This is a genomic window from Devosia sp. P3_B2 (assembly GCF_056402875.1).
In genome coordinates this window covers 280,344-302,125 of sequence record NZ_JBFUGO010000001.1, presented here as the reverse complement: position 1 = coordinate 302,125, position 21,782 = coordinate 280,344, and the positions used below count along the sequence as shown (strand labels likewise).

Below are 21,782 nucleotides of genomic sequence, written 5' to 3'. Positions count from 1 at the left end.
TGGTGATCAATTGGGCGCGGCTCCACTACTAGCCGTGGCTGTCCTGGCCCCGGCGCGGTTAGTCTTGCTGCATTCCCGATGCCGACAATTACGCAGTTTGCCTTAAGGGTTGGTGAATAGATTCCGAACGCGCATTTAGGACAGGGGAAGTCATATTTGGAGGGCGCCCCTCCTCGGAGGTGTCGTCGCGGCCGCCCGCAAAGCAAAACGGGCGCCCCTGGGGACGCCCGTTTGAATTCGGTATCTGCCGTCCGCTCAGTGCGCGGTGCTGGTCCCGACCGAGGCGTCGAGCAGGAGGTTCCGCCAGCCATCGATTTCCGCCTGCAGCCGCATCTCGTCCTCGGCGGTGGTCGCGGCCTGCTGGGCGGTGAGCCCGGCGGCGATCAGCCCTTCGATCTTGGCGCGGTCGAATTCGGCGATATCCTGCGCCTCTTCGGCGAGAATGGTCAGCCCTTCCGGCGAGACGTCTGCGAAGCCGCCGCGCACGTAGTAGACGTGGCTGATCCCGTCATTGCGGACCACCGTCACGAAGCCCGGCTTCAGCGTCGTCATCAGCGGCGCGTGGTCGCCCAGCACGGTGAAATAGCCGTCGGCGCCCGGCACGGTCACCGACTTCACGGTCTCCGAGAGCAGCAGCCGCTCGGGCGAGACGATTTCGAGTTTGGTGCCTTCGGCCATGGTCCTGCCTTTGCGATGATCAGGGTCCGCCCGAAGGCGAACCCGAGTGCGTCAGTGAAGCTTAGGCTGCGGCAGCCAGCTTCTGGGCCTTCTTGACCGCGTCCTCGATGGTGCCGACCATGTAGAAGGCGGCTTCCGGGAGGTGGTCGTACTGGCCATCGACGAGGCCCTTGAAGCCCTTGATGGTGTCTTCGAGCGCCACGAAGATGCCCGGCGTACCGGTGAACGCCTCGGCCACGAAGAATGGCTGGCTCATGAAGCGCTCGATCTTGCGGGCGCGCGCCACGGTCAGCTTGTCCTCTTCGGAAAGCTCGTCCATGCCCAGGATCGCGATGATGTCCTGCAGCGACTTGTAGCGCTGGAGGATTTCCTGCACGCGGCGGGCGACGTTGTAGTGCTCCTCGCCGACGATGTTGGCCGAGAGCATGCGCGAGTTGGAGTCGAGCGGATCCACGGCCGGGTAGATGCCCTTTTCGGAGATCGCGCGGTTCAGCACGGTCTGCGCGTCAAGGTGCGCGAACGAGGTCGCCGGCGCCGGGTCGGTCAAGTCGTCGGCCGGCACGTAAATCGCCTGCACCGAAGTGATCGAGCCCTTGTTGGTCGTGGTGATGCGTTCCTGCAGCGCGCCCATGTCGGTGGCGAGCGTCGGCTGATAACCCACGGCGGAAGGAATACGGCCGAGCAGAGCCGACATTTCCGAGCCTGCCTGGGTGAAGCGGAAGATGTTGTCGATGAAGAACAGCACGTCCTGGCCCTGGTCGCGGAAGTGCTCGGCGACGGTCAGGCCCGAAAGCGCGACGCGGGCACGGGCGCCCGGCGGCTCGTTCATCTGGCCGAACACCAGGGCGCACTTCGAACCGGCGGTCGAGCCGTTGTTCTCGTGCGGGTCCTTGTTCACGCCGGACTCGATCATTTCGTGGTAGAGGTCATTGCCCTCGCGGGTACGCTCACCCACGCCGGCGAACACCGAATAACCACCGTGCGCCTTGGCGACGTTGTTGATCAGTTCCTGGATCAGCACCGTCTTGCCCACGCCGGCGCCGCCGAACAGGCCGATCTTGCCGCCGCGTGCGTACGGGGCCAAGAGGTCCACCACCTTGATGCCGGTGACGAGGATCTGCGCTTCCGAAGCCTGCTCGACGAAGCTCGGCGCTTCCTGGTGGATGGCGCGACGGGCCTTGGTGACCACCGGGCCGGCTTCGTCCACCGGCTCGCCGATGACGTTCATGATGCGGCCCAGCGTCTCGTCGCCCACCGGCACCGAGATCGGCTCGCCGGTATCGGCCACGGGCGCGCCGCGAACCAGACCTTCGGTCGTGTCCATCGCGATGGTGCGCACGGCGTTTTCGCCGAGGTGCTGCGCAACTTCGAGCACCAGCCGGCTGCCGTTATTGTCGACTTCCAGCGCGTTCAGGATCGCCGGCAGGTGACCCTCGAAGGTCACGTCCACCACGGCGCCGATCACCTGCGAGACTTTGCCCACCGGCTTGCCGGAGGTCGAGACCACGGTGGTCGAAGCGGCCTTGCGGGCCGGGGCTTTCTTGGCGGCGGGAGCCTTGTCGGTCGCCGGGGCTTTTGCTGCAGTCGCTGCGCGGGCCATGATTTACCTCGTTCCTGCTAGAGCGCTTCCGCGCCCGAAATGATTTCGATGAGTTCTTTGGTGATCTGGGCCTGGCGCTGCCGGTTGTAGACCAGTGTCAGCCGCTTGATCATGTCGCCGGCATTGCGCGTCGCGTTGTCCATGGCGCTCATCTGCGCCCCAAAGAACGATGCGTTGTTTTCGAGCAGCGCCCGGAAGATCTGCACCGAGATGTTGCGCGGCAGCAGGTCCTCGAGGATCGCTTCCTCGTCCGGCTCGTACTCGTAGCTCAGCGTCTCGGCGGCACCCTCGGCCGGAGCCTCGAACTTCGCCGGGATCAGCTGGTGCGCAGTCGGGATCTGCGCGATCACCGACTTGAAGCGCGCGTAGAACAGCGTCGCCACGTCGAACTCGCCCGCCGCATACATGGCGAGGACCTTCTCGCCGACCGTCGCAGCGTTGGCATAGCCGAGCGTCCGCACTTCGCGGAACGAGACCGCCTCGACGATCTTGTCGCCGAGCGTCCGCTTCAGGATGTCGTTGCCCTTGCGGCCGACGGTGAGGATCTTCACCGTCTTGCCTTCACCGAGCAGCTTCTGCGCCGTTTCACGCGCCAGGCGCGCAATCGACGAGTTGAAACCACCGGCCAGACCACGCTCGCCCGTCGCCACGACCAGCAGGTGCACCTGGTCCTTGCCGGTCCCGGCGAGCAGCGCCGGAGCGTCCTCGCGGCCGGCATAGGCTGCGCCGAGCGCCGCCAGCACGTTCCCCATGCGCTCGGCATAGGGACGCGCCGCCTCGGCTGCTTCCTGTGCGCGGCGAAGCTTCGCCGCTGCCACCATCTGCATGGCCTTGGTGATCTTCTGGGTCGACTTGACCGAGGCGATCCGGTTCTTGAGGTCCTTTAGCGAAGCCATCGGGCCACTTTACTCCCCATGCGCGACCGGAACGGTCGCGCGCCAGTATTGGCCTTAGGCCTGGAACGTCTTCTTGAAACCGTCGATCGCCGACTTGAGCTTGGCGCGGAGGTCATCCGACAGCGCCTTCTCCTTGGCGATCGCCGTCAGCACGTCGGCATGCTTCGAACGGAGCGCACCGAGGAGGCCCGCTTCGAACGCACCGACCGCCGAGACCGGCAGGTCGTCGAGGTAGCCCTGGCCGCCGGCAAAGATCACCGCGACTTCTTCTTCCGGCTTCAACGGCGAGAACTGCGGCTGCTTCAGCAGCTCCGTCAGGCGGGCGCCGCGGTTCAGCAGGCGCTGCGTGGCAGCGTCGAGGTCGGAACCGAACTGCGCGAACGCGGCCATTTCGCGATACTGGCTGAGCTCACCCTTGAGCGAGCCGGCAACCTGCTTCATCGCCTTGATCTGGGCGTTACCACCCACACGCGACACCGAGATACCGACGTTCACCGCCGGGCGGATGCCCTGGAAGAACAGGTTCGTCTCGAGGAAGATCTGGCCGTCGGTGATCGAAATCACGTTGGTCGGAATGTAGGCCGACACGTCGTTCGCCTGGGTTTCGATAACCGGCAGCGCGGTGAGCGAACCCGAACCATGCTCTTCGTTGAGCTTAGCGGCGCGCTCCAGCAGGCGCGAGTGCAGGTAGAACACGTCGCCCGGATAGGCTTCGCGGCCCGGCGGACGGCGCAGCAGCAGTGACATCTGGCGGTAGGCGACGGCCTGCTTGGTCAGATCGTCATAGGCGATCACGGCGTGCATGCCGTTGTCGCGGAAATACTCACCGATGGCGGCGCCGGTCATCGGCGCGAGGAACTGCATCGGGGCCGGATCGGAAGCGGTCGCCGCGATGACGATCGAGTATTCCAGCGCGCCGGCATCTTCCAGCACCTTGACGAACTGCGCCACGGTCGAGCGCTTCTGACCGACGGCGACGTAGATGCAGTACAGCTTCTCGCTCTCGGGAGCGTTGGAGGCGTGCGCCGGCTTCTGGTTCAGGAAGGTGTCGAGAATAACGGCGGTCTTGCCGGTCTGGCGGTCGCCAATGATCAGCTCGCGCTGGCCACGGCCGATCGGGATCAGCGCGTCGATGGCCTTGAGGCCGGTCGACATCGGCTCATGCACGGACTTCCGCGGCAGGATGCCCGGGGCCTTCACGTCAACGCGGCGGCGTTCCTTGGCCTTCAGCGGGCCCTTGCCGTCGATCGGGTTGCCGAGCGCGTCGACCACGCGGCCGAGCAGCTCCTTGCCCACCGGGGTATCAACGATGGCGCCGGTACGCTTTGCGACGTCGCCTTCCTTGATGCCGCGGTCATTGCCGAACAGCACGACGCCGACATTGTCGGTTTCGAGGTTCAGCGCCATGCCCTTGATGCCGCCCGGGAACTCGACGAGCTCACCGGCCTGCACGTTGTCGAGGCCATAGACACGGGCGATACCGTCGCCAACCGACAGAACCTGACCAACTTCGGAAACTTCCGCTTCCTGGCCGAAATTCTGAATCTGCTCCTTGAGGATCGCAGAGATTTCCGCGGCTTTGATATCCATTATCCGACCTCTTTCATCGCGATCTTCATCGCCGTGAGCTTGGTTTTGAGTGAGCTGTCGATCATCTGGCTGCCGACCTTGACCACGAGGCCACCGATCAGGCTGGGATCGACATGTTGGTTGAGCGTGACGGACTTGCCGATCTTCGCCTTGAGCGTATCGGCCAGCGTCTTGATCTGCGCAGCGCTGAGCGCCGTCGCCGAAGTCACATCTGCAGTCACTTCGCCGCGCGCATCAGCAGCGCGCTCGCGGAAAGCCTTGATGATCTCGGGCAGCGCAAACAGCCGGCCGTTGCGGGCCACGACCTTGACGAAATTGCCCACCGTGCTGTGCGCGTTGGCGCGCTCCAGCACAGCGTGGATCGCCTGCGCCTTTTCCTCGGTATTGATCACCGGCGAGCGGAGGAACCTGGAAAAATCAGGGCTTTCCTCGGCCAGTGCCAGCAGGTTCACCAGCCCTTGCTCAACCGCTGCGACGGAACCGTCGGCTGCGGCGAGATCGTAGAGCGCCGACGCATACGGCCGCGCGATCTGGGTAAGCACTGAATTCTGCGCTGCCAATGCCCCGACACCCTCGTGCTGCGCAACCCGGACCCGGCCAGTAGAGGCGCCGGAGGCTGCTGTCGCTTATGATTGTTCGCCGGGGAAAAGCGGATAGCCCCCCGGATTTCGCGCCCCCTCTAACATGCGATCTTGGGCATCGCAAGGCACCGGGACACGAGTCTTTCGGGGAGTTTTGTCGCAGGGGAAAAGCACGAGCGCCGGCCGCTGCGATTGCGGTCGGCGTGCGCCTTGTCGAAGGGCTCGTCGCTTTGGGCTAGTTAGGCTTGAAAGCAGCGCTCAGCTGATTGAACGCATAGGGTGCGAACAGCGACGCTCCGGCGAGGAAGAAACCACTCAATCCCTGCAGCATCGTGCCAACCTCGGCGGGCGCCGTGAAGGCCTTGAACAGCACGACGTTCCCCAACGCCCAGATGAAGCAGGCCAGAACCACAGCCCCAACCATGCCGGAGACGCGGCTGTAGCTCGTCTCGCCACTCGGCCCGGGCGTCGATTGCTTCTCCTTCTTTTCCTCCGTCTGCAACTGGCCACCGGCATCGGTTGGCACGGTCTGCTTCGTCATGCTGGTCTGGACGACCGCCACCGGCCCCTTTTCGCTCAGTGCCGCCTGGATATCGATGCCGACCAGGCACGTCCGCAGCAGTTGGATGATTGCGATGTTGAATACGATGATTGCGCCCCACATCACGAAAGGCGCGCTTCCGCTCAGCCAGTCCATGCCGATATCCCCCAATCACTTCCGGATCGCCCGATCCGGGACAATGACTAGGAAGCCGGTCGGAACGGCAACACAATCAGGGCTTCACCTGATCAGTAGAAGCCGCAACGGGATGGCCTAGAGAAAGCTCTGCGGGTCGATATCGACCTGCACCCTGAGGTTCCCCGTCGTCTTCGGCCCCTGCTCCAGCCAGAACCGCACATAGCCCGAGAGGTCGAAATCCTTGCCCGATTGCACCAGCAGCCGCACCCGATGCCGGCCGCGGATCATCGAGATCGGCGCATCGGCCGGCCCGAACAACTTCAGCCCCTCGGCCAATGGCGCCACGCTGAGCAGTTGCTTGGCGTAGGCGAAGGCCGGGTCATGCTCGTTGGCCGAAACGATCAGTGCCGCCAGCCGCCCGAACGGCGGCAACCCGCCCGCCTCGCGCGCCAGCAGCTCGTGCTTGTAGAACGCTTCGCGGTCACCCCTGACCATCGCCTTCATCACAGGATGATCCGGATGATAGGTCTGGAGGAACGCCTTCCCCGCCCGGTTGGCCCGCCCCGCCCGCCCCGTCACCTGCGTCAAAATCTGGAACGTCCGCTCCGCCGCCCGCGGATCACCGCGATCGAGCCCAAGATCGGCGTCGAGCACGCCCACCAGTGTCAGCTTCTCGAAATGGTGCCCCTTGGCCACCAGCTGCGTGCCCACCACCAGGTCGTACTCGCCGCGCTCGATCTCGGCGAACCGCTCCTTGAGTTGCGCGTTCGAGCCCATGTCGGACGAGAGGATCACCATCCGCGCGCTGGGAAAGCGTTCCGCCGCTTCCTCGGCCACCCGCTCGATCCCCGGCCCGATCGGCGTCAGCGAATCGACCGCCCCGCAGGCACCGCAGCTCTTCGGCACCCGCTGCTCATGTCCGCAATGATGGCACATCAAGACGCCGCGGAACCGATGCTCGACCAGCCAGGCCGAGCAATCCGGGCACTGGTACTGGTGCCCGCACGCCTTGCACAGCGTCAGCGGCGCATAGCCCCGCCGGTTCAGGAACAGCAGCGCCTGCTCGCCCCGGTCGAGCGTCGCGAACACTTCGCGTGCCAGCTGCGGCGCGATCCACTGCCCCTTCTCCGGCGGGTCCTCGCGCATATCGATCGGCACGATGTCCGGCAGCACCGCCTCGGCGAAACGCGAGGTCAGCAGCACATGCTTGTAGCGCCCCAGATTGGCATTGTTCCGGCTCTCCACCGACGGCGTCGCCGAACTGAGGATCACCCGCGCCTCGGCAAGCCGCGCCCGCACCACCGCCATGTCGCGGGCGTGGTAGTTCACCCCGTCATATTGCTTGAACGCCCCGTCATGCTCCTCGTCGAGCACCACCAGCCCGAGTTCGCGGAACGGCAGAAACAGCGCCGAACGCGCCCCCAGCACCACCCGCACGTCGCCGCTGAGCACGCTGCGCCATGTCCGCGCCCGCTGCGCCGGCGTCATGTCCGAGTGCCACTCGGCCGGCCGCGTGCCGAACCGCTTGGTGAAGCGCTCGACGAACGTGTTGGTCAGCGCAATCTCGGGCAACAGCACCAGCGCCTGCCGCCCCGCCCTAAGTGTATCGGCCACCGCCTCGAAGAACACCTCGGTCTTGCCGCCGCCGGTCACCCCATCGAGCAGCGCCACCCCGAACGTGGCCGTATCGATTTCACGGATTTGCCTGAGCGCCGCCGCCTGCTCGTCATTGAGCGTTGGCGGATCGGCATCCGGATCGGGCGGCAGCGCGATCGGCGGCGGCGGCATCTCGATCCGCTCCAGCGCCCCGGCCCTCTCGAGCCCCTGGACGACCGAAGCCGAAACGCCCGCCGCCCCGGTAATCGCCGCCTTGGCCCAGGCCTGCCCGTCCATCAGCAGGTCGAGCACCTTCTCGCGCGATTTGGTCAGCTTGTCCGGCTCCACCCCGGTCAGCCGGAACGCCGTGATCTGCCGCTCCGGCTCCAGCGCCTCGGTCGAGCGCAGCACGCTCCGTAGCACCAGCCCCGGTGCCGCCAGCGTATATTTCGACACCCAGTCGACCGTCTTCAGCAGCTCTTCCGAAAGCGGCGGCGTGTCGTAGACCTGCGCGATGTCCTTCAGCCGGTTGTGCGCATAATTGTCCTTGGGCGGCCCCCAGACCACCCCCAGCGTCAACCGCCCGACCAGCGGCACCGCCACGATCGAGCCGCGCTGCACCTCCATCCCATACGGCACGCGATAGCTGTACGGTCCGTCGACCGACACGCTCACCATCACCGCCACGATGTCGGGGGACTTTTCCATCTGTGCCTGCTTTGTTCACGGCTGAGATGGGAATTGCAAGACCATTCCCCAACTCTTTGGCTCCTGCCGCGTTCTGTCAGCAGTCTCGGTTCATACGATACGTGCCCAACCACATGAGGAGCGTCCCATGCCCAGCACGATTCCCGAAGGCTACACCACCGTCACGCCGTGGATCATTTCTGCCGACACCCCGCAACTGATCGATTTCCTTGTCGCCGCCTTCGATGGCACCGAGCTGGCGCGCGTGCCGAACGAGGATGGCAGCATCGGCCACGCCGAAATCCGCATCGGCGACGCCGTGGTGATGGCCTTCGACGCCCCCGCCGGCATCGACCCGATGCCCGCTTTCATCCGCCTCTTCGTCGACGATGCGCGGAAGGGCTTTGCCAAGGCTCTCGAAGCCGGCGCCACCGAGGTCACGAAGCCGACGCTTCTGGCCTTCGGAGACCGCGTCGCCCGCGTCCGCGACCCTCTCGGCAACATCTGGTGGCTGCAGCAGCGCGTCGAAGAGGTCTCGGAGACAGAGATGCAGGAGCGCTGGAGCGACCCGCGCTGGTCCGAGCCGATGAACTACGTCCAGCACTCGTTGGTCGAAGCGCTGAAGCATTGAGGTGTGCGGGACCTACCGGTCCCGCACCTTCTCGCCCAGCCCACCGGCGTCACCCCCGCCTCAGATCACCAAAATCGGCGATCCCGACGGCGCCCGCTCATAGAGGTCAATCACGTCCTGGTTGAGCAGCCGCACGCAGCCCGACGACACCGCCTTGCCGATCGAGGTCGCATCCGGGTTGCCGTGCAGCCGATAGATCGTGTCCTTGCCGCCCTGGAAGATGTACAGCGCCCGCGCCCCGAGCGGGTTCTCGAACCCCGGCGCCATGCCGTGCCGATACTGCTCCAGCTCCGGCTGCCGCGCGATCATCTCGGATGGCGGCGTCCAGGTCGGCCATTCGCGCTTGTAGCCGACATAGGCGCGCCCCGACCACGCAAAGCCGTCGCGACCGATACCGACGCCATAGCGCATCGCCTTGCCCCCCTCGAGCACCAGGTAGAGGAAGCGCGTCGAGGTATCGACGACGATGGTGCCCGGCCGTTCACCGGTCGGATCGTCCACCACCTGCCGCCAGTATTGCGGATCGACCAGGTCGATTCGCGCCGCCGGGATCGGGAAGCGCTCGTTCGGCAGCGCCGCATAGGTCGCCAGCACGTCGGCTGGAATCTGATTGGTTTCGGCTTCGAGCCGGCGGCTGCCGGAGGTGGCGCAGCCAGCCAGAGCAAGGGCCGCAAAGCTCGCCGCCCCGGCGAGCAGCGCCCGGCGGCCGATAATCAGTTCAGTCATGGCAAGATCTCGTTGGCGGCCGGAGAGGGGCCGCGTTGGCATAAAGGGAGGTGACGGTGTCGGAAGGGCTTAGCCCAGTCGCGGCGGCGGCAGTTCCGCCAGCGTCGCCCGTCCCTGCCGCATCGGCTGGTCGGCGAGACCCAGGGCCCATTGCGCCGACGTCGCGCGCGGCACTTCAACCTGCGCGTGACTGCCGAAATCCGGCTGCACCGGCATCACCCGCTTGCCGCCCCTGCATCTCGCATGGGTTCGGCAACTGCGTCGGCCCGCCATCATGGCTGGTGCTCACCGACGGCAGCCCGCCATTGGCGATGCAAACCCCGGCCGCAAAGCTGGGGCTCAACAGCGCGAGCAGCGCGACGCAGAGCGTCAAAAAGGCCGTGAACCGATGCATGCCGTCCGGATAGCCCCGCAAATACGGCACGCAAAGGGCACCTCACGCCCGTGTGTTGGGCACGGGCGGGTTCGAGGATGTGGTGGTGCAAATCGGCAACAGCCGACCCGCACCACGGGGTTGGTCAGATCAGAACGTGCCCTTGAGGCCTGCCGACAGGGTGGCGGCGAACAGATCGCCACCGCCCATGTCCGGGGCGATCAGATCCAGGCTGCCGTCAGTCATATCGTAGACATACTCATTGCCGCGCCCGGTGAAGATCTTCTCAGCTGTTCCGGAGACGAAGACGTTGAGGCCATCGGCGATTTGATATGTGGCCGAAGCACCGACCGACACCAAGGGTGCCGACCCAAGATGGTCAATGAACTGCGTGGGAACGAGGGTCTGGTAGTGCTGGTCGTCAGCCTTGCTGTAGAACGTGAGTCCGGCGTGGGCTGACGCTCCCAACGTCCAGGCCCCCTCCACCACCTCAGCGTCGATGCCGGCCACCAACGCCGGGAAAGTCTGGCGATATGTAATCATCTTCGTGCTGTCGGCTTCGCTGAAGATGTCATTTCGGAAGCCACCGCTGCTGTAGACAAAGTCGCCGCCATAGGCGGACCATTGGACATCGGTATACTTGAGGCCGCCATTGACATTGACGATGACATTGTCGCTGACGGCGAAGTCGTGGCCAAGCAGGACCGAGCCATTGAAGTACCACTCGAGGTCAGTCGCATCATGCTGCGAGCGATCCGACCAGTCGTCGTCGCCAGTACCGGTCGCCCAGGGGAAGATCCAATCGTAGTCTTCCATGTAGCTGTCACCGCCCATGGCAACCTGCGCCTGCGCAGAGAAGGTCCAGCCCTCCGGTAACGCCACGTCGAGTCCCGCCGTTAGCATTGGAGCGGTGCTCTGCCAGATCAGGTGACTCAGCCGGACGTCGGTAGTAGGTCCGGCGTAGACATATTCGTTCGCTTCGAGCGATACGATGCCAATACCGCCCGACAGCGTCACGATGCCCTGCTCGTCGACGATCAGCGTCTCCTCGGCACCGAGATCCGCCGCCAAGACGGGCAGCGCCACGCCCAGCGATAGCGCAAGCGCCAGCCCCCGCAATCCATTGCGAGTATTCATTTGAAATGCCCCCTGAAAATCCAAAAATCCGACCCACGAAGTCGGAGGTGAAATGCGTTAATTGCCCCGAGATTCGATCTACTGTCGAACCCGCGCCAACCTGACAAATTATACTTAATGCAGTACTAACGCCGAAGTTGTTTGCTGAATCCTAACCGCTTCGGCACAGAGTTCGGCAATGTCCCACGCCCTCCTCACCGATGCCGCCCTCGCGACCCACATCGCCAACTGGCAACGCGACCTCGGCGCCGTCCGCCGCCTCGCCCCGCTCACCCTCGAAGCCTATCTCCGCGACCTCGGCCAGTTCGTCACCTTCCTCGCCGCCCACACCGGCGGTGAGGTGACCCTCGCCACGCTCCGCGATCTCCGCGCCGCCGACATCCGCGCCTTCCTCGCCGCCCGCCGCAACGAGAGCCTCGGCTCGCGCTCCCTCGCCCGCGCCCTGTCTGCCATCAAGAGCTTCTTCGGCTTTCTCGAGCGCGAAGGCGTCCTCGCCACCGAAGCCCTCAACACCATCCGCACCCCCAAGCAACCGCGATCGCTGCCCAAGGCGCTCACCGTGCGCGAAGCGAAAGCCACCATCACCACCACCGACGAGCTCGAGGACACCCCGTGGGTCGCGGCCCGCGACATGGCGGTGATCGCGCTCTGCTACGGCGCCGGCCTCCGCATTTCCGAAGCCCTCGGCGTCACCCGCGCCGATCTCGAATCGAGCGCGCTGCGCGTCACCGGCAAGGGTGGCAAGACCCGCCTCGTCCCGCTCATTGCCCCCGTGCGCCAGGCCATCGACACCTATCTCGGCCTCACCCCGTTTCACCCCGGCCCGAACGAACCGGTCTTCCGCGGCAAGAAGGGCGGTCCGCTCTCCCCCCGCCTCATCCAGCTACGCATGCAGCAACTGCGCGGCGCGCTCGGCCTCCCGCCCTCGGCCACCCCCCACGCCCTCCGCCACAGCTTCGCCACCCACCTCCTCGGCCGCGGCGGCGACCTCCGCGCCATCCAGGAACTATTGGGCCACGCCTCGCTCTCGACCACGCAGATCTACACGGCGGTGGATACGGAGCGCCTGCTGGAGAGCTATCGAGCGGCCCATCCGCGGGCCTGAGAGCGAACGCACCGTTCACCCAACCGCCCACTTTACAGTCCTCTGGCCAGCGCGTACCTATCCGCTCATGACCGCTTGCATCCTAATTATTGGCAAAACCTGCCTCATCCCCTCCGGGGACCGGGACGCGACGGCTGTTTGACCCTCGATGCTCACCGGCCCCGCCATCAGGCGCGGGTTCTCCGGTGATCTGATGGCAGGGCCAGAACTGGACCCGCCAAATGTCTTCCGACACTGCGCCTAACCCATCCATTGCCCCGCGCCCTGCCTTCAAGCAGATGGCCTGGGCCGGCATCGTGCTGGCGCTGGCCGGCGCCGCCTTTTTCGCCACCAAGGGCATCGTCATCAAGCTGGCGCTGCTCGAAGGCATCGACTCGGTCACCACGCTTACCTGGCGCATGATCGTCGCCGTGCCGATCTTTTTAACCGTCGGTATCATCACCTATCGCAAGACACTCGCGGCCACTCCGGCCGGCGCGCCGCCGGTGCTGACCTGGCCGGTGCTGGCGCAGACCCTCGGCGTCGGCGTCATCGGCTACTACGTCGCGAGCTTCCTCGATTTCTCGGCGCTCGAGTACATCACCGCGCAGTTCGACCGGCTGATCCTCCTCACCTATCCGTTCTTCGTCGTGCTGTTCGGCGCCATCTTCTTCAAGCGCAAGATCACCCTGCCGATGGTCGTCGCCCTGCTCGTTTCCTACCTCGGCATCGGCGTCATCTTCTGGCATGACCTCAGGATCGAAGGCGACAACGTGCTGCTCGGCGCGGCGCTCGTCTTCGGCTCGGCCATCGCCTACGCGGCCTACCAGATCATGGCCAAGCCCCTGATCGACAAGCTCGGCCCGCAGCTCTTCACCTCGATCGCGATGAGCGGCGCCGGTCCGGCGGTGATCCTGCACTTCCTCTTCACCCACCCGGTAGGCGACTTGGCGGTGACCGGCAACGGCTTCCTCCTGATGCTGGCCATCGGCACGATCTCCACCGTGCTCCCGGCCTACTGCATCTCCGGCGCCATCGCGCTCATTGGCCCCGAACGCACCGCCATCATCGGCAACGTCTCGCCCGTGGTGACGGTTGGCCTCGCCATCTCCGTCCTCGGCGAAGCCTTCACGATCTACCACGCCATCGGCACCGCCCTGGTACTGGGCGGCGTGTTCCTGTTCACGAGGAAGGAAAAGCCGAGGGTGAAAGTGCTGGAGGAGAGTACGGCCTGAGGCTAGGCCCCAATCTCTCCGACCTGCCTTCTCCTACAAGGGGAGAAGGCACTCACCGACGCACTGGCGCCGGACGAGCAAAGCGAGGACCACGGCCGTCGGCCGCCCCCCCGGAGCGCCAGCGAGGACTGGCCCACCGGGCCAGCCCGCAGCGGCATGGCGCGTGAGGCCTAGATATGTATCGCGCCGTCCCCGCACATCAGCGCGGCTTCCTTTACCGCCTCCGATAGCGTCGGGTGCGCGTGCGTCGTGCGCCCCAGGTCCTCGGCGCTGCCCGAGAACTCCATCAGCACCACAATTTCGTGGATCATCTCGCCGGCGTTCTTGGCGATGATCTGCGCGCCGAGCACCCGGTCGGTGTTCACGTCGGCGAGGATCTTCACATAGCCCTGCGTCGCCAGCATCGCCTTGGCGCGGCCGTTGGCGGTGAAGGGGAACTTGCCTGCCTTGTACTCGATGCCGGCCGCCTTCAGCTCGTCCTCGGACTTGCCGACCCACGCAACTTCCGGGCTGGTGTACATCACCGACGGGATGGTGCCGTAGTTTACATGCGGGTGCTGCCCGGCGATGATCTCTGCCACCGCATGGCCCTCGTCCATCGCCTTGTGCGCCAGCATGGCGCCGGCCACCACGTCGCCGATCGCATAAATGCCCGGCACATTGGTCTTGAACTGCGCGTCGGTGCGCACCCGGCCGCGCTCGTCGAGCGCCACGCCGGCGCCCTCGAGCCCCAGACCTTCGGTGAACGGCTTCCTCCCCACCGCCACCAACACCGCATCAGCCTCGGCGAACGTCGCCTCGCCACCGGCCGCCGGCTCCAGCTTGGCGCGCAGCGAGCCGTCGCCCTGCTTTTCGATCGCCGTCACCTTGGTCGAAAGCTTGAACTCCATGCCCTGCTTCTGCAGGTTCCGCTGCGTCTGCCGCGCCGCCTCGCTGTCGAGCCCAGGCAGGATCCGGTCGAGGAACTCGACCACCTGCACCTTGGAACCCAACCGGCCCCACACCGAACCCAGTTCCAGCCCGATAATGCCGCCACCGATCACCAGCAGACGCTTGGGCACTTCCTGAAGGGTCAGCGCACCGGTCGACGACACCACCTTGTTCTCGTCGATGGTGATGCCCGGCAGGCTGATCGGCACCGAGCCGGTGGCGATCAGGATGTTCTTGGTTTCAATGGTCTGCGGCGCACCGCTTTCCGGCGTCACCAGCACCTTGCCCTCGGCGGGGATCGAGCCGGTGCCGCGGAAGGTGGTGATCTTGTTCTTCTTGAACAGGAACTCGATGCCCGAGACGTTGGCAGTGACGGTATCGTCCTTGTGCACCAGCATCTGCTTCAAATTCAGCTGCGGCGTCACATCGATGCCGAACTGGCGGAACTGGTGTCCCGCTTCCTCGAACAGCTCCGACGCATGGAGCAGCGCCTTGGAGGGGATGCAGCCGATATTGAGGCAGGTGCCGCCGAAGGTCGGCCACTTCTCCACCACCGCGACCTTCATCCCGAGCTGCGCCGCCCGAATTGCCGCCACGTACCCGCCCGGGCCGGAACCGATTACGGTGAGGTCGAAAGTGTCCGCCATGATGTCTCCGAGAGGCTCAAGCGGCGCCTGAGGGAGTGGCGCCCGCGCTGCCGATATAGGACTGACAAACGGGTTAAACTACCCGCGTTGGGGAGGGAACCCCCGACACGACCGACCTATGCGAAATGCGCATGAATCGATCCGGGCGGACTGCACTCTCGCCTCAAGCAAAGGCCGCCCGTCCCCCGGTCACCGCCAGCGTCGTCCCCGTCACATACCCCGCATCGTCCGACAGCAGCCACATGATGGCGCTCGCCACTTCCTCGGCCGTGCCCACCCGCGCCAGCGGCACGCTCGGCGCCAGCTGGTGGGCCCGGTCCGGCACACCGCCAGTCGCATGGAACTCGGTATCGATCACCCCCGGCCGCACCCCGTTGACCCGGATGCCCTCGGCTGCCACTTCCAGCGCCAGCCCGACGGTGAACGTGTCGATCGCCCCCTTGCTCGCCGCATAGTCCACATACACGCCCGGCGCCCCCAGCTTTGCCGCCGCCGAGCTGACATTGACGATGCCGCCGCCAGCCCCGCCATGCTTGGTGGACATCCGCCGCACCGCCGCCCCGGCGCAAAGCATTGACCCCGTCACGTTGATCGCAAAGATCCGGTTGATCCGCTCCGCGTCCATCGCATCGACGCGCGCCGACATCGCAATCGTCCCGGCATTGTTGACCAGCGCCGCCAGCCGCCCCATCCGGTCCGCCGCGCTGAAGATATGCTCGACGTCCTCGGCGCTGCTGACATCGCCACGCACGGCCACCGCTTCGCCACCGGCCGCATGGATATCGGCGCACACCGCTTCTGCCGCCGCGACATTGCCGACATAGTTCACCACCACGCCATAGCCCCGCGCCGCCGCCAACCGGCACACCGCAGCCCCGATCCCGCGGCTGCCGCCAGTCACTACGATAACCTTGTCCGCCATAGTCTCCTCCGTTGCCGCCACTCTAGCGAGGGCGGCCCGAAAAGCCACCCGGCCGCCACCCCGACTGGGCTGAACCACCTCTGAACGCGCGGTTCGAACTCGGTTCAAATGCCCGCCCCTAGAAGCCCGCCATCAGTTGCAGACGCAACCTCCCACCCCGGTCCGTCCGTTCGGATGGCCCCACCCAGGAACGAAATAAATGAAGAAGATCATCGCACTGGCCCTGCTCGGCACCGTCATCTCCGCGGCCTCGATTGCCACCGCGGCCTTCGCCGTCGACACCCAGATCTCGGCGCTCTGCGGCCCTGACGCCCCGGAAGCCTACAAGCGCCCCGGCGGCTACTGCGAGCAGGTCGGCGAAAACAAGTCCCAGGCCGCCGGCGAAAAGGACACTCTGCCCTGGTGGTGGAACGTCAAGTAAGGCGACTGATCTGCCTGCCTACAAAGGCAAGCTCCTTCCGTAGGGCTCATCGCAAGGTGAGCCCTTTCTCGTTGCTGATTTATCTGGCGCGAGCCTGCAACGCCGATCCGTTTACTCTTTGCTAACCATCCCGTTGACCCACTGCCGAGAACCAATAGGTTCTGCCCGGGCGGAGAGGTCTGTAATGACGCCGCCGCCGAAAACAATGATCAAACAACAAGGCTTGGAAGCGTCCCATTATGAGAACATTTCTCGCAGCACTTTTTCTAATTGTACTTTCTGGCGCCGCCTTGGCGGGTCAGGCGTTACCGCTCAACAAGATGAGCGCCGACCAGCTGCAGCAATATTTCGCTGGCAAGACAGCGATGCACTATGACCGTCGCGGCGGCACCGCCATCGCCTATTTCCGCAGCAACGGCAGTCTCTACCTGTTGGGCACCGGCTCGTCGCGGGTCGAGAAGTCCCGCTGGACCATCGTTACCGAGCCCGGCAAATCCATCCTTTGCCTTGCCGAAGCGTCCGGTCGCGTGCCGGGGGTCCGCGGCGCCAAGGTGCTCGTCAGGGTATGCGTCGACGTCAAGCAGTTCGTCCGCGAGGCCATCGGTATCGAGCAGGGCGACATCTTCGGCATCTCCAAGCGCACCAAGGCGCCCTTCATCCTCGATGGCAAAAAGACCACCATCGCCAAGCTGAAGGCTGCCCATCCCTGACCGAACAGGCAGAAGCGACCGATGCCGTCTGCCGGTCGGCAAAAGCAGAAGGGCTCGCCATTGGCGAGCCCTTTGCTGTCTTTACTGCCTGCTAGGCCGGATCAGAGATCCAGCACCAGCCGCTCCGGCGCTTCGAGGCTTTCCTTCACCCGCACCAGGAACGTCACGGCTTCCTTGCCGTCGACGATGCGGTGGTCGTAGCTCAGCGCCAGGTACATCATCGGGCGGATGACGATCTCACCGCCGACGACCACCGGCCGCTCCTGGATCTTGTGCATGCCCAGAATGCCCGACTGCGGCGCATTGAGAATCGGCGTCGACATCAGCGAGCCGTAGACGCCGCCATTCGAGATCGTGAAGGTGCCGCCCTGCATGTCGGCCATCGACAGCTGCCCGTCACGGGCAAGCTTGCCCAGCCGGGCGATGTCCTTCTCGATCTCGGCGATCGACATCTGGTCCGCATCGCGCACCACCGGCACCACGAGGCCCTTCTCGGTCCCCACGGCCACGCCGATATGGGCGTAGTTCTTGTAGATCAGCTCCTCGCCGTCGATCTCGGCATTGACCGCCGGGATTTCCTTCAGCGCGTGCGTCACCGCCTTGGTGAAAAAGCCCATGAAGCCGAGCTTCACGCCGTGCTTCTTCTCGAACAGCTCCTTGTAGGAATTGCGCAGGTCCATCACCGGCTTCATGTCCACCTCGTTGAAGGTGGTGAGCATGGCCGCAGTGTTCTGCGCTTCCTTGAGGCGCCGGGCGATCGTCTGGCGCAGGCGGGTCATCTTCACCCGCTCCTCGCGCACGTCGTCACTGGCGTTGACCGGGCCACGGACCTGGGCCGGAGCCGGCTCAGCCGCCTTGGCAACCGGGGCAGGTGCCGGAGCAGCCACCGGGGCCGGCGCGGGCTTCGCTGCCGGGATCGGCGCTGCCGCCGAACCGCTGACCGCCGTCGGCATCGCGATGACGCTCGCCGTCGCACCCGCAGCAGCGGGCTTGGCGATCGCCGCCAGCACGTCTTCTTTGAGGATCTGCCCGCGCTTGCCCGAGCCGCTGACATCGGCTTCCGACAGGCCGCTTTCGGCCATCAGCTTCTGCGCGCTCGGGGCCGGAGCCATCGAACCACTGCCGTTGCCGGCCTTCAGTGCCGGCTCGGCGGCAACCGCCGCCGGCTGCGGCACTTCGGCGGGCTTGGCAGCAGCGGCCGGAGCCGCAGCGGCGGCCGCGCCAGCCGCGCCGATGGCGCCGATCAGCGCCCCGACATTGACCGTGTCGCCCGGGTTGGCGGTGATCGCCTCGAGCACGCCGGCCGCCGGGGCCGGCACTTCGATTGTAACCTTATCGGTCTCGAGCTCCACCACCGGTTCATCGGCCGCGACGGTGTCGCCGACCTTCTTGAACCACTGGCCGATCGTCGCCTCGGTGACGCTCTCGCCCAGCGTGGGCACCCGGATGTCAGTCGCCATCAGTTTGGTCCTTCAGTTTTCTTTGCCGCTTGTCTGGCGAGTTTGCTTGCCGAGTCTACTTGGCGAATGCTTCTTCGAGGAAGGCTTGCAGCTGCTGCAGATGCGTGCGCATCAGCCCGGTCGCCGTTGCCGCCGAAGCGGCGCGGCCGACATAGTGCGGCCGGTCGCCCGGACGCCCCATCTGGTCCATCACCCAATCGATATACGGCTGCACAAATGCCCACGCACCCATGTTCTTGGGCTCTTCCTGGCACCAGAAAATCTCGGCGTTCGGGAAGCGGTTGAGCTCGTCGAGCAGCGCCTTGGCCGGGAACGGATAGAGCTGCTCCAGCCGCAGCAGATACACATCGTCGATGCCGCGCTTCTCGCGGTCCTCGAGCAGGTCGTAGTAGACCTTGCCCGTGCAGAGGACGACACGGCGGATTTCCGCATCCGGCTTCAGCTTGATCGTGGTCTTCGGCACGCCCGGCGCTTCCGCGTCGTCCCACAGCAGGCGATGGAACGTCGATTCCGGCCCGAACTCGACCAGCCCCGACACCGCCTTCTTGTGGCGCAGCAGCGACTTCGGCGTCATCAGCACTAAGGGCTTGCGGAAATCGCGCTTCATCTGCCGGCGCAGGATGTGGAAGTAGTTCGCCGGCGTCGTGCAGTTAGCGACCTGCATATTGTCTTCGGCGCAGCTCTGCAGATAGCGCTCGAGGCGGGCCGACGAGTGCTCCGGCCCCTGGCCCTCATAGCCGTGCGGCAGCAGCATCACGAGACCGCTCATGCGGAACCACTTGCGCTCGCCCGACGAGATGAACTGGTCGACCACCACCTGCGCGCCGTTGGCAAAATCGCCGAACTGCGCTTCCCACAGCGTCAGCGTCTTCGGTTCGGCCAGCGAATAGCCGTACTCGAAGCCCAGCACCGCCTCTTCCGAGAGCATCGAGTTGATGACCTCGTAGCGCGCCTGCAATTCCGCGATGTTGTTGAGCGGGGTGTAGGTCTCTTCCTTCTCCTGATCGTACAGCACCGAGTGCCGCTGGCTGAAGGTGCCGCGCTCGACGTCCTGGCCCGACAGGCGGACCGGGTGGCCCTCTTCGAGCAGGCTCGCGAACGCCAGCGCTTCGCCGGTTGCCCAGTCGATGCCTTCGCCCGACTCGATCGAGGCGAGCCGGTTGTCCATGAACCGCTTCACCGTCTTGTGGGCGTTGAAGCCGGCCGGAACCGTCGACAGCTTCTGGCCTAGCTTCACCAGATCGGGGACATCCACCCCGGTGTCGCCGCGGCGCGGGCCTTCGACGTCGGCGCGCTTCAGGTCCTTCCACACGCCGTCGAGCCAGTCGGTCTTGTTCGGACGGAAATCCTGCCCGGCCTCGAACTCGTGCTCGAGATGCGCGCGCCAGTCCGCCTTCATCTTGTCGACTTCGTCGCCCGAGAGCACGCCCTCGCCGACGAGGCGCTTGGAATAGATGTCTAGCGTCGTCTCGTGGCTGCGGATCTTCGAGTACATCAGCGGCTGCGTGAAGCTCGGCTCGTCGCCTTCGTTATGGCCGAAGCGGCGATAGCAGAAGATGTCGATCACCACCGGGCGGCCGAAGCGCTGGCGGAACTCGGTCGCGACCTTGGCCACATAGACCACTGCTTCGGGGTCGTCGCCGTTCACATGGAACACCGGCGCCTCGATCATCTTGGCGACGTCGGTAGGGTACGGCGAGGAGCGCGAGTACATCGGCGCGGTGGTGAAGCCGATCTGGTTGTTGATCACCACGTGGATCGAACCGCCGGTCCGGTGCCCCTTGAGGCCCGAAAGCCCCAGGCACTCGGCAATCACGCCCTGGCCAGCAAACGCGGCGTCACCATGCAGCAGCAGCGGCAGCACCACCGAGCGATCGGTCTGGCGCGTATCGGCGATGAACCGCCCGTCGACCGCCGAACGCTGGTCCTGCTTGGCGCGCGCCTTGCCCAGCACCACCGGATCGACGATCTCGAGGTGCGACGGATTGGCGGTCAGCGACAGGTGCACGTTGTTGCCGTCGAACTCACGGTCCGCCGAAGCACCGAGGTGGTACTTCACGTCGCCCGAGCCTTCGACTTCCTCGGGGTAGAACGCCCCGCCCTTGAACTCGTGGAACAGCGCCCGGTGGGGCTTTGCCAGCACCTGGGTCAGGACGTTCAGCCGACCGCGATGCGCCATGCCGAGCACGATATCCTTCACGCCGAGCGAGCCGCCGCGCTTGATGATCTGCTCGAGCGCCGGGATCAGCGCCTCCGAGCCATCGAGGCCGAACCGCTTGGTGCCGGTGAACTTGACGTCGAGGAACTTCTCGAAGCCCTCGGCTTCGACCAGCTTGTTGAGGATCGCCTTCTTGCCCTCGGGCGTGAACTTGATCTCCTTGTCCGGCCCTTCCATGCGCTCCTGGATCCACTGCTTGGCTTCGGGATCGGAGATGTGCATGAACTCGACGCCGACGGTCGAGCAGTAGGTCCGCCGGAGGATTTCCAGCATCTGCGGCACGGTCGCGTATTCGAGCCCCAGATAGTTGTCGATGAAGATCTTGCGCGCATAGTCGTGCGGGTTGAACCCGTATGCCGCCGGCTCCAGCTCCGGCGCCGGATCGTCGGTCTTCAGCTTCAGCGGATCGAGATCGGCGTGCAGGTGCCCACGCATGCGGTAGGCGCGGATCATCATGATGGCGCGGATCGAGTCGCGCGTCGCTTGCAGCACATCGACCGGAGTCGGTGCCGGCGCCGCTTCGACCTTGGCCTTTTCGACCAACGCCTTCTGCACCTTGACCTGGATCTCGCCCCAGTTGCCATCGAGCGCCGAGACCAGCTCGCCGTTCGCTGCCTGCGGCCAGTCGCGGCGCTGCCAGCTCGGGCCTTCGGCATTCTTGTCGATGTCGGCGGGAGCATCCTCGAGCCGATCGAAATACGACGCCCAGGTCGGATCGATCGAGGCCGGATCGGCCTTGTAGCGGGCGTACAGCCCTTCGATGTAATCGGCGTTGCCGCCATAAAGGAAAGAAGAGAGCAAGAACTGTTCGTTCTTTTCTTGTCGGGTCATGTCCAGCGTCGCGGGGCGTTTGACCCCGCCATCCTTCTCAAATGCCCCGGGAGGTCTCGACCGGGCTCGCGAGCACGGGCCTAGATGCCCGTGTAGTCCTTTGTTTGACGTTAAGGCGCGGGGTTTTGCCCGCGCCCAATCATCGGTTTG

The 21,782-nt window shown here is 65.3% G+C and carries 19 protein-coding genes; 5 read left to right on the top strand and 14 right to left on the bottom strand.

The genetic code is table 11. The features are described from left to right. Positions 1-255: 255 nt before the first annotated feature. The 7 genes from AC1DV8_RS01560 to AC1DV8_RS01530 form a co-directional block, all read right to left on the bottom strand. Positions 256-678: a F0F1 ATP synthase subunit epsilon gene (locus AC1DV8_RS01560; protein ID WP_477148195.1), complete on the bottom strand. Its 423-nt coding sequence runs from the start codon at positions 676-678 to the stop codon at positions 256-258. A 61-nt stretch (positions 679-739) separates the two neighbouring features. Further along, entirely contained in the window at positions 740-2,278 is a 1,539-nt protein-coding gene (gene atpD / locus AC1DV8_RS01555) for a F0F1 ATP synthase subunit beta (RefSeq protein ID WP_477148196.1), read from the bottom strand. Positions 2,279-2,295: 17 nt separating this feature from the next. Continuing rightward, positions 2,296-3,174: a F0F1 ATP synthase subunit gamma gene (locus AC1DV8_RS01550; protein ID WP_477148197.1), complete on the bottom strand. Its 879-nt coding sequence runs from the start codon at positions 3,172-3,174 to the stop codon at positions 2,296-2,298. Between the two features lie 54 nt (positions 3,175-3,228). Continuing rightward, positions 3,229-4,764, bottom strand: coding sequence for a F0F1 ATP synthase subunit alpha (atpA, locus tag AC1DV8_RS01545; protein WP_477148198.1), 1,536 nt, complete (start codon positions 4,762-4,764; stop codon positions 3,229-3,231). Then, positions 4,764-5,324, bottom strand: coding sequence for a F0F1 ATP synthase subunit delta (locus AC1DV8_RS01540; RefSeq protein WP_477156211.1), 561 nt, complete (start codon positions 5,322-5,324; stop codon positions 4,764-4,766). The genes atpA and AC1DV8_RS01540 overlap by 1 nt, the downstream gene beginning before the upstream one ends. A 256-nt stretch (positions 5,325-5,580) precedes the next feature. Further along, positions 5,581-6,042 carry a hypothetical protein gene (locus tag AC1DV8_RS01535; RefSeq protein ID WP_477148200.1) on the bottom strand — a complete coding sequence of 154 codons (462 nt, stop codon included), beginning with the start codon at positions 6,040-6,042 and terminating at the stop codon, positions 5,581-5,583. A gap of 117 nt (positions 6,043-6,159) precedes the next feature. Further along, positions 6,160-8,328: a primosomal protein N' gene (locus AC1DV8_RS01530; RefSeq protein WP_477156210.1), complete on the bottom strand. Its 2,169-nt coding sequence runs from the start codon at positions 8,326-8,328 to the stop codon at positions 6,160-6,162. A 127-nt stretch (positions 8,329-8,455) separates the two neighbouring features. Here AC1DV8_RS01530 and AC1DV8_RS01525 point away from each other — a divergent pair, with 127 nt between their 5' ends. Further along, a complete protein-coding gene (locus AC1DV8_RS01525) occupies positions 8,456-8,938 on the top strand; it encodes a VOC family protein (protein WP_477148202.1) in 483 nt (160 codons plus the stop codon). A gap of 60 nt (positions 8,939-8,998) precedes the next feature. Here AC1DV8_RS01525 and AC1DV8_RS01520 read toward each other — a convergent pair whose 3' ends face one another. The 3 genes from AC1DV8_RS01520 to AC1DV8_RS01510 all read right to left on the bottom strand — a co-directional run bounded on the left by AC1DV8_RS01520 (position 8,999) and on the right by AC1DV8_RS01510 (position 11,174). Continuing rightward, positions 8,999-9,664, bottom strand: a complete 666-nt coding sequence (locus AC1DV8_RS01520; protein WP_477156209.1) for a L,D-transpeptidase — start codon at positions 9,662-9,664, stop codon at positions 8,999-9,001. Positions 9,665-9,733: 69 nt separating this feature from the next. After that, complete coding sequence (locus tag AC1DV8_RS01515) at positions 9,734-9,940, bottom strand: hypothetical protein (RefSeq protein ID WP_477156208.1); 207 nt, start codon at positions 9,938-9,940, stop codon at positions 9,734-9,736. A gap of 247 nt (positions 9,941-10,187) precedes the next feature. Then, positions 10,188-11,174: an omptin family outer membrane protease gene (locus tag AC1DV8_RS01510; RefSeq protein ID WP_477148205.1), complete on the bottom strand. Its 987-nt coding sequence runs from the start codon at positions 11,172-11,174 to the stop codon at positions 10,188-10,190. 178 nt (positions 11,175-11,352) lie between these two features. Between AC1DV8_RS01510 and AC1DV8_RS01505 the strand changes: the two genes are divergently transcribed. Beyond that, complete coding sequence (locus AC1DV8_RS01505) at positions 11,353-12,279, top strand: tyrosine recombinase XerC (protein ID WP_477156207.1); 927 nt, start codon at positions 11,353-11,355, stop codon at positions 12,277-12,279. Positions 12,280-12,500: 221 nt separating this feature from the next. Beyond that, the gene (locus AC1DV8_RS01500) at positions 12,501-13,493 is read left to right on the top strand and encodes a DMT family transporter (RefSeq protein ID WP_477156206.1); all 993 of its coding nucleotides are present in this window, start codon (positions 12,501-12,503) and stop codon (positions 13,491-13,493) included. A 170-nt stretch (positions 13,494-13,663) separates the two neighbouring features. On the opposite strand, the gene lpdA is transcribed toward AC1DV8_RS01500, so the two are convergent. Next, entirely contained in the window at positions 13,664-15,070 is a 1,407-nt protein-coding gene (gene lpdA / locus AC1DV8_RS01495; RefSeq protein WP_477156205.1) for a dihydrolipoyl dehydrogenase, read from the bottom strand. Between the two features lie 163 nt (positions 15,071-15,233). Continuing rightward, entirely contained in the window at positions 15,234-15,992 is a 759-nt protein-coding gene (locus AC1DV8_RS01490) for an SDR family oxidoreductase (RefSeq protein WP_477156204.1), read from the bottom strand. A 199-nt stretch (positions 15,993-16,191) separates the two neighbouring features. On the opposite strand from AC1DV8_RS01490, the gene AC1DV8_RS01485 reads away from it, so the two are divergent. Both AC1DV8_RS01485 and AC1DV8_RS01480 read left to right on the top strand, forming a co-directional pair. Continuing rightward, positions 16,192-16,413: a hypothetical protein gene (locus AC1DV8_RS01485; protein ID WP_477156203.1), complete on the top strand. Its 222-nt coding sequence runs from the start codon at positions 16,192-16,194 to the stop codon at positions 16,411-16,413. A gap of 320 nt (positions 16,414-16,733) precedes the next feature. After that, positions 16,734-17,123, top strand: a complete 390-nt coding sequence (locus AC1DV8_RS01480; protein WP_477156202.1) for a hypothetical protein — start codon at positions 16,734-16,736, stop codon at positions 17,121-17,123. 101 nt (positions 17,124-17,224) lie between these two features. Here the strand turns inward: AC1DV8_RS01480 and odhB are convergent, their stop codons facing one another. Together odhB and AC1DV8_RS01470 are read right to left on the bottom strand one after the other, a co-directional pair. Further along, positions 17,225-18,583, bottom strand: coding sequence for a 2-oxoglutarate dehydrogenase complex dihydrolipoyllysine-residue succinyltransferase (gene odhB, locus AC1DV8_RS01475; protein WP_477156201.1), 1,359 nt, complete (start codon positions 18,581-18,583; stop codon positions 17,225-17,227). Between the two features lie 55 nt (positions 18,584-18,638). Further along, a complete protein-coding gene (locus AC1DV8_RS01470) occupies positions 18,639-21,632 on the bottom strand; it encodes a 2-oxoglutarate dehydrogenase E1 component (RefSeq protein WP_477148213.1) in 2,994 nt (997 codons plus the stop codon). Between the last annotated feature and the right edge of the window lie 150 nt (positions 21,633-21,782).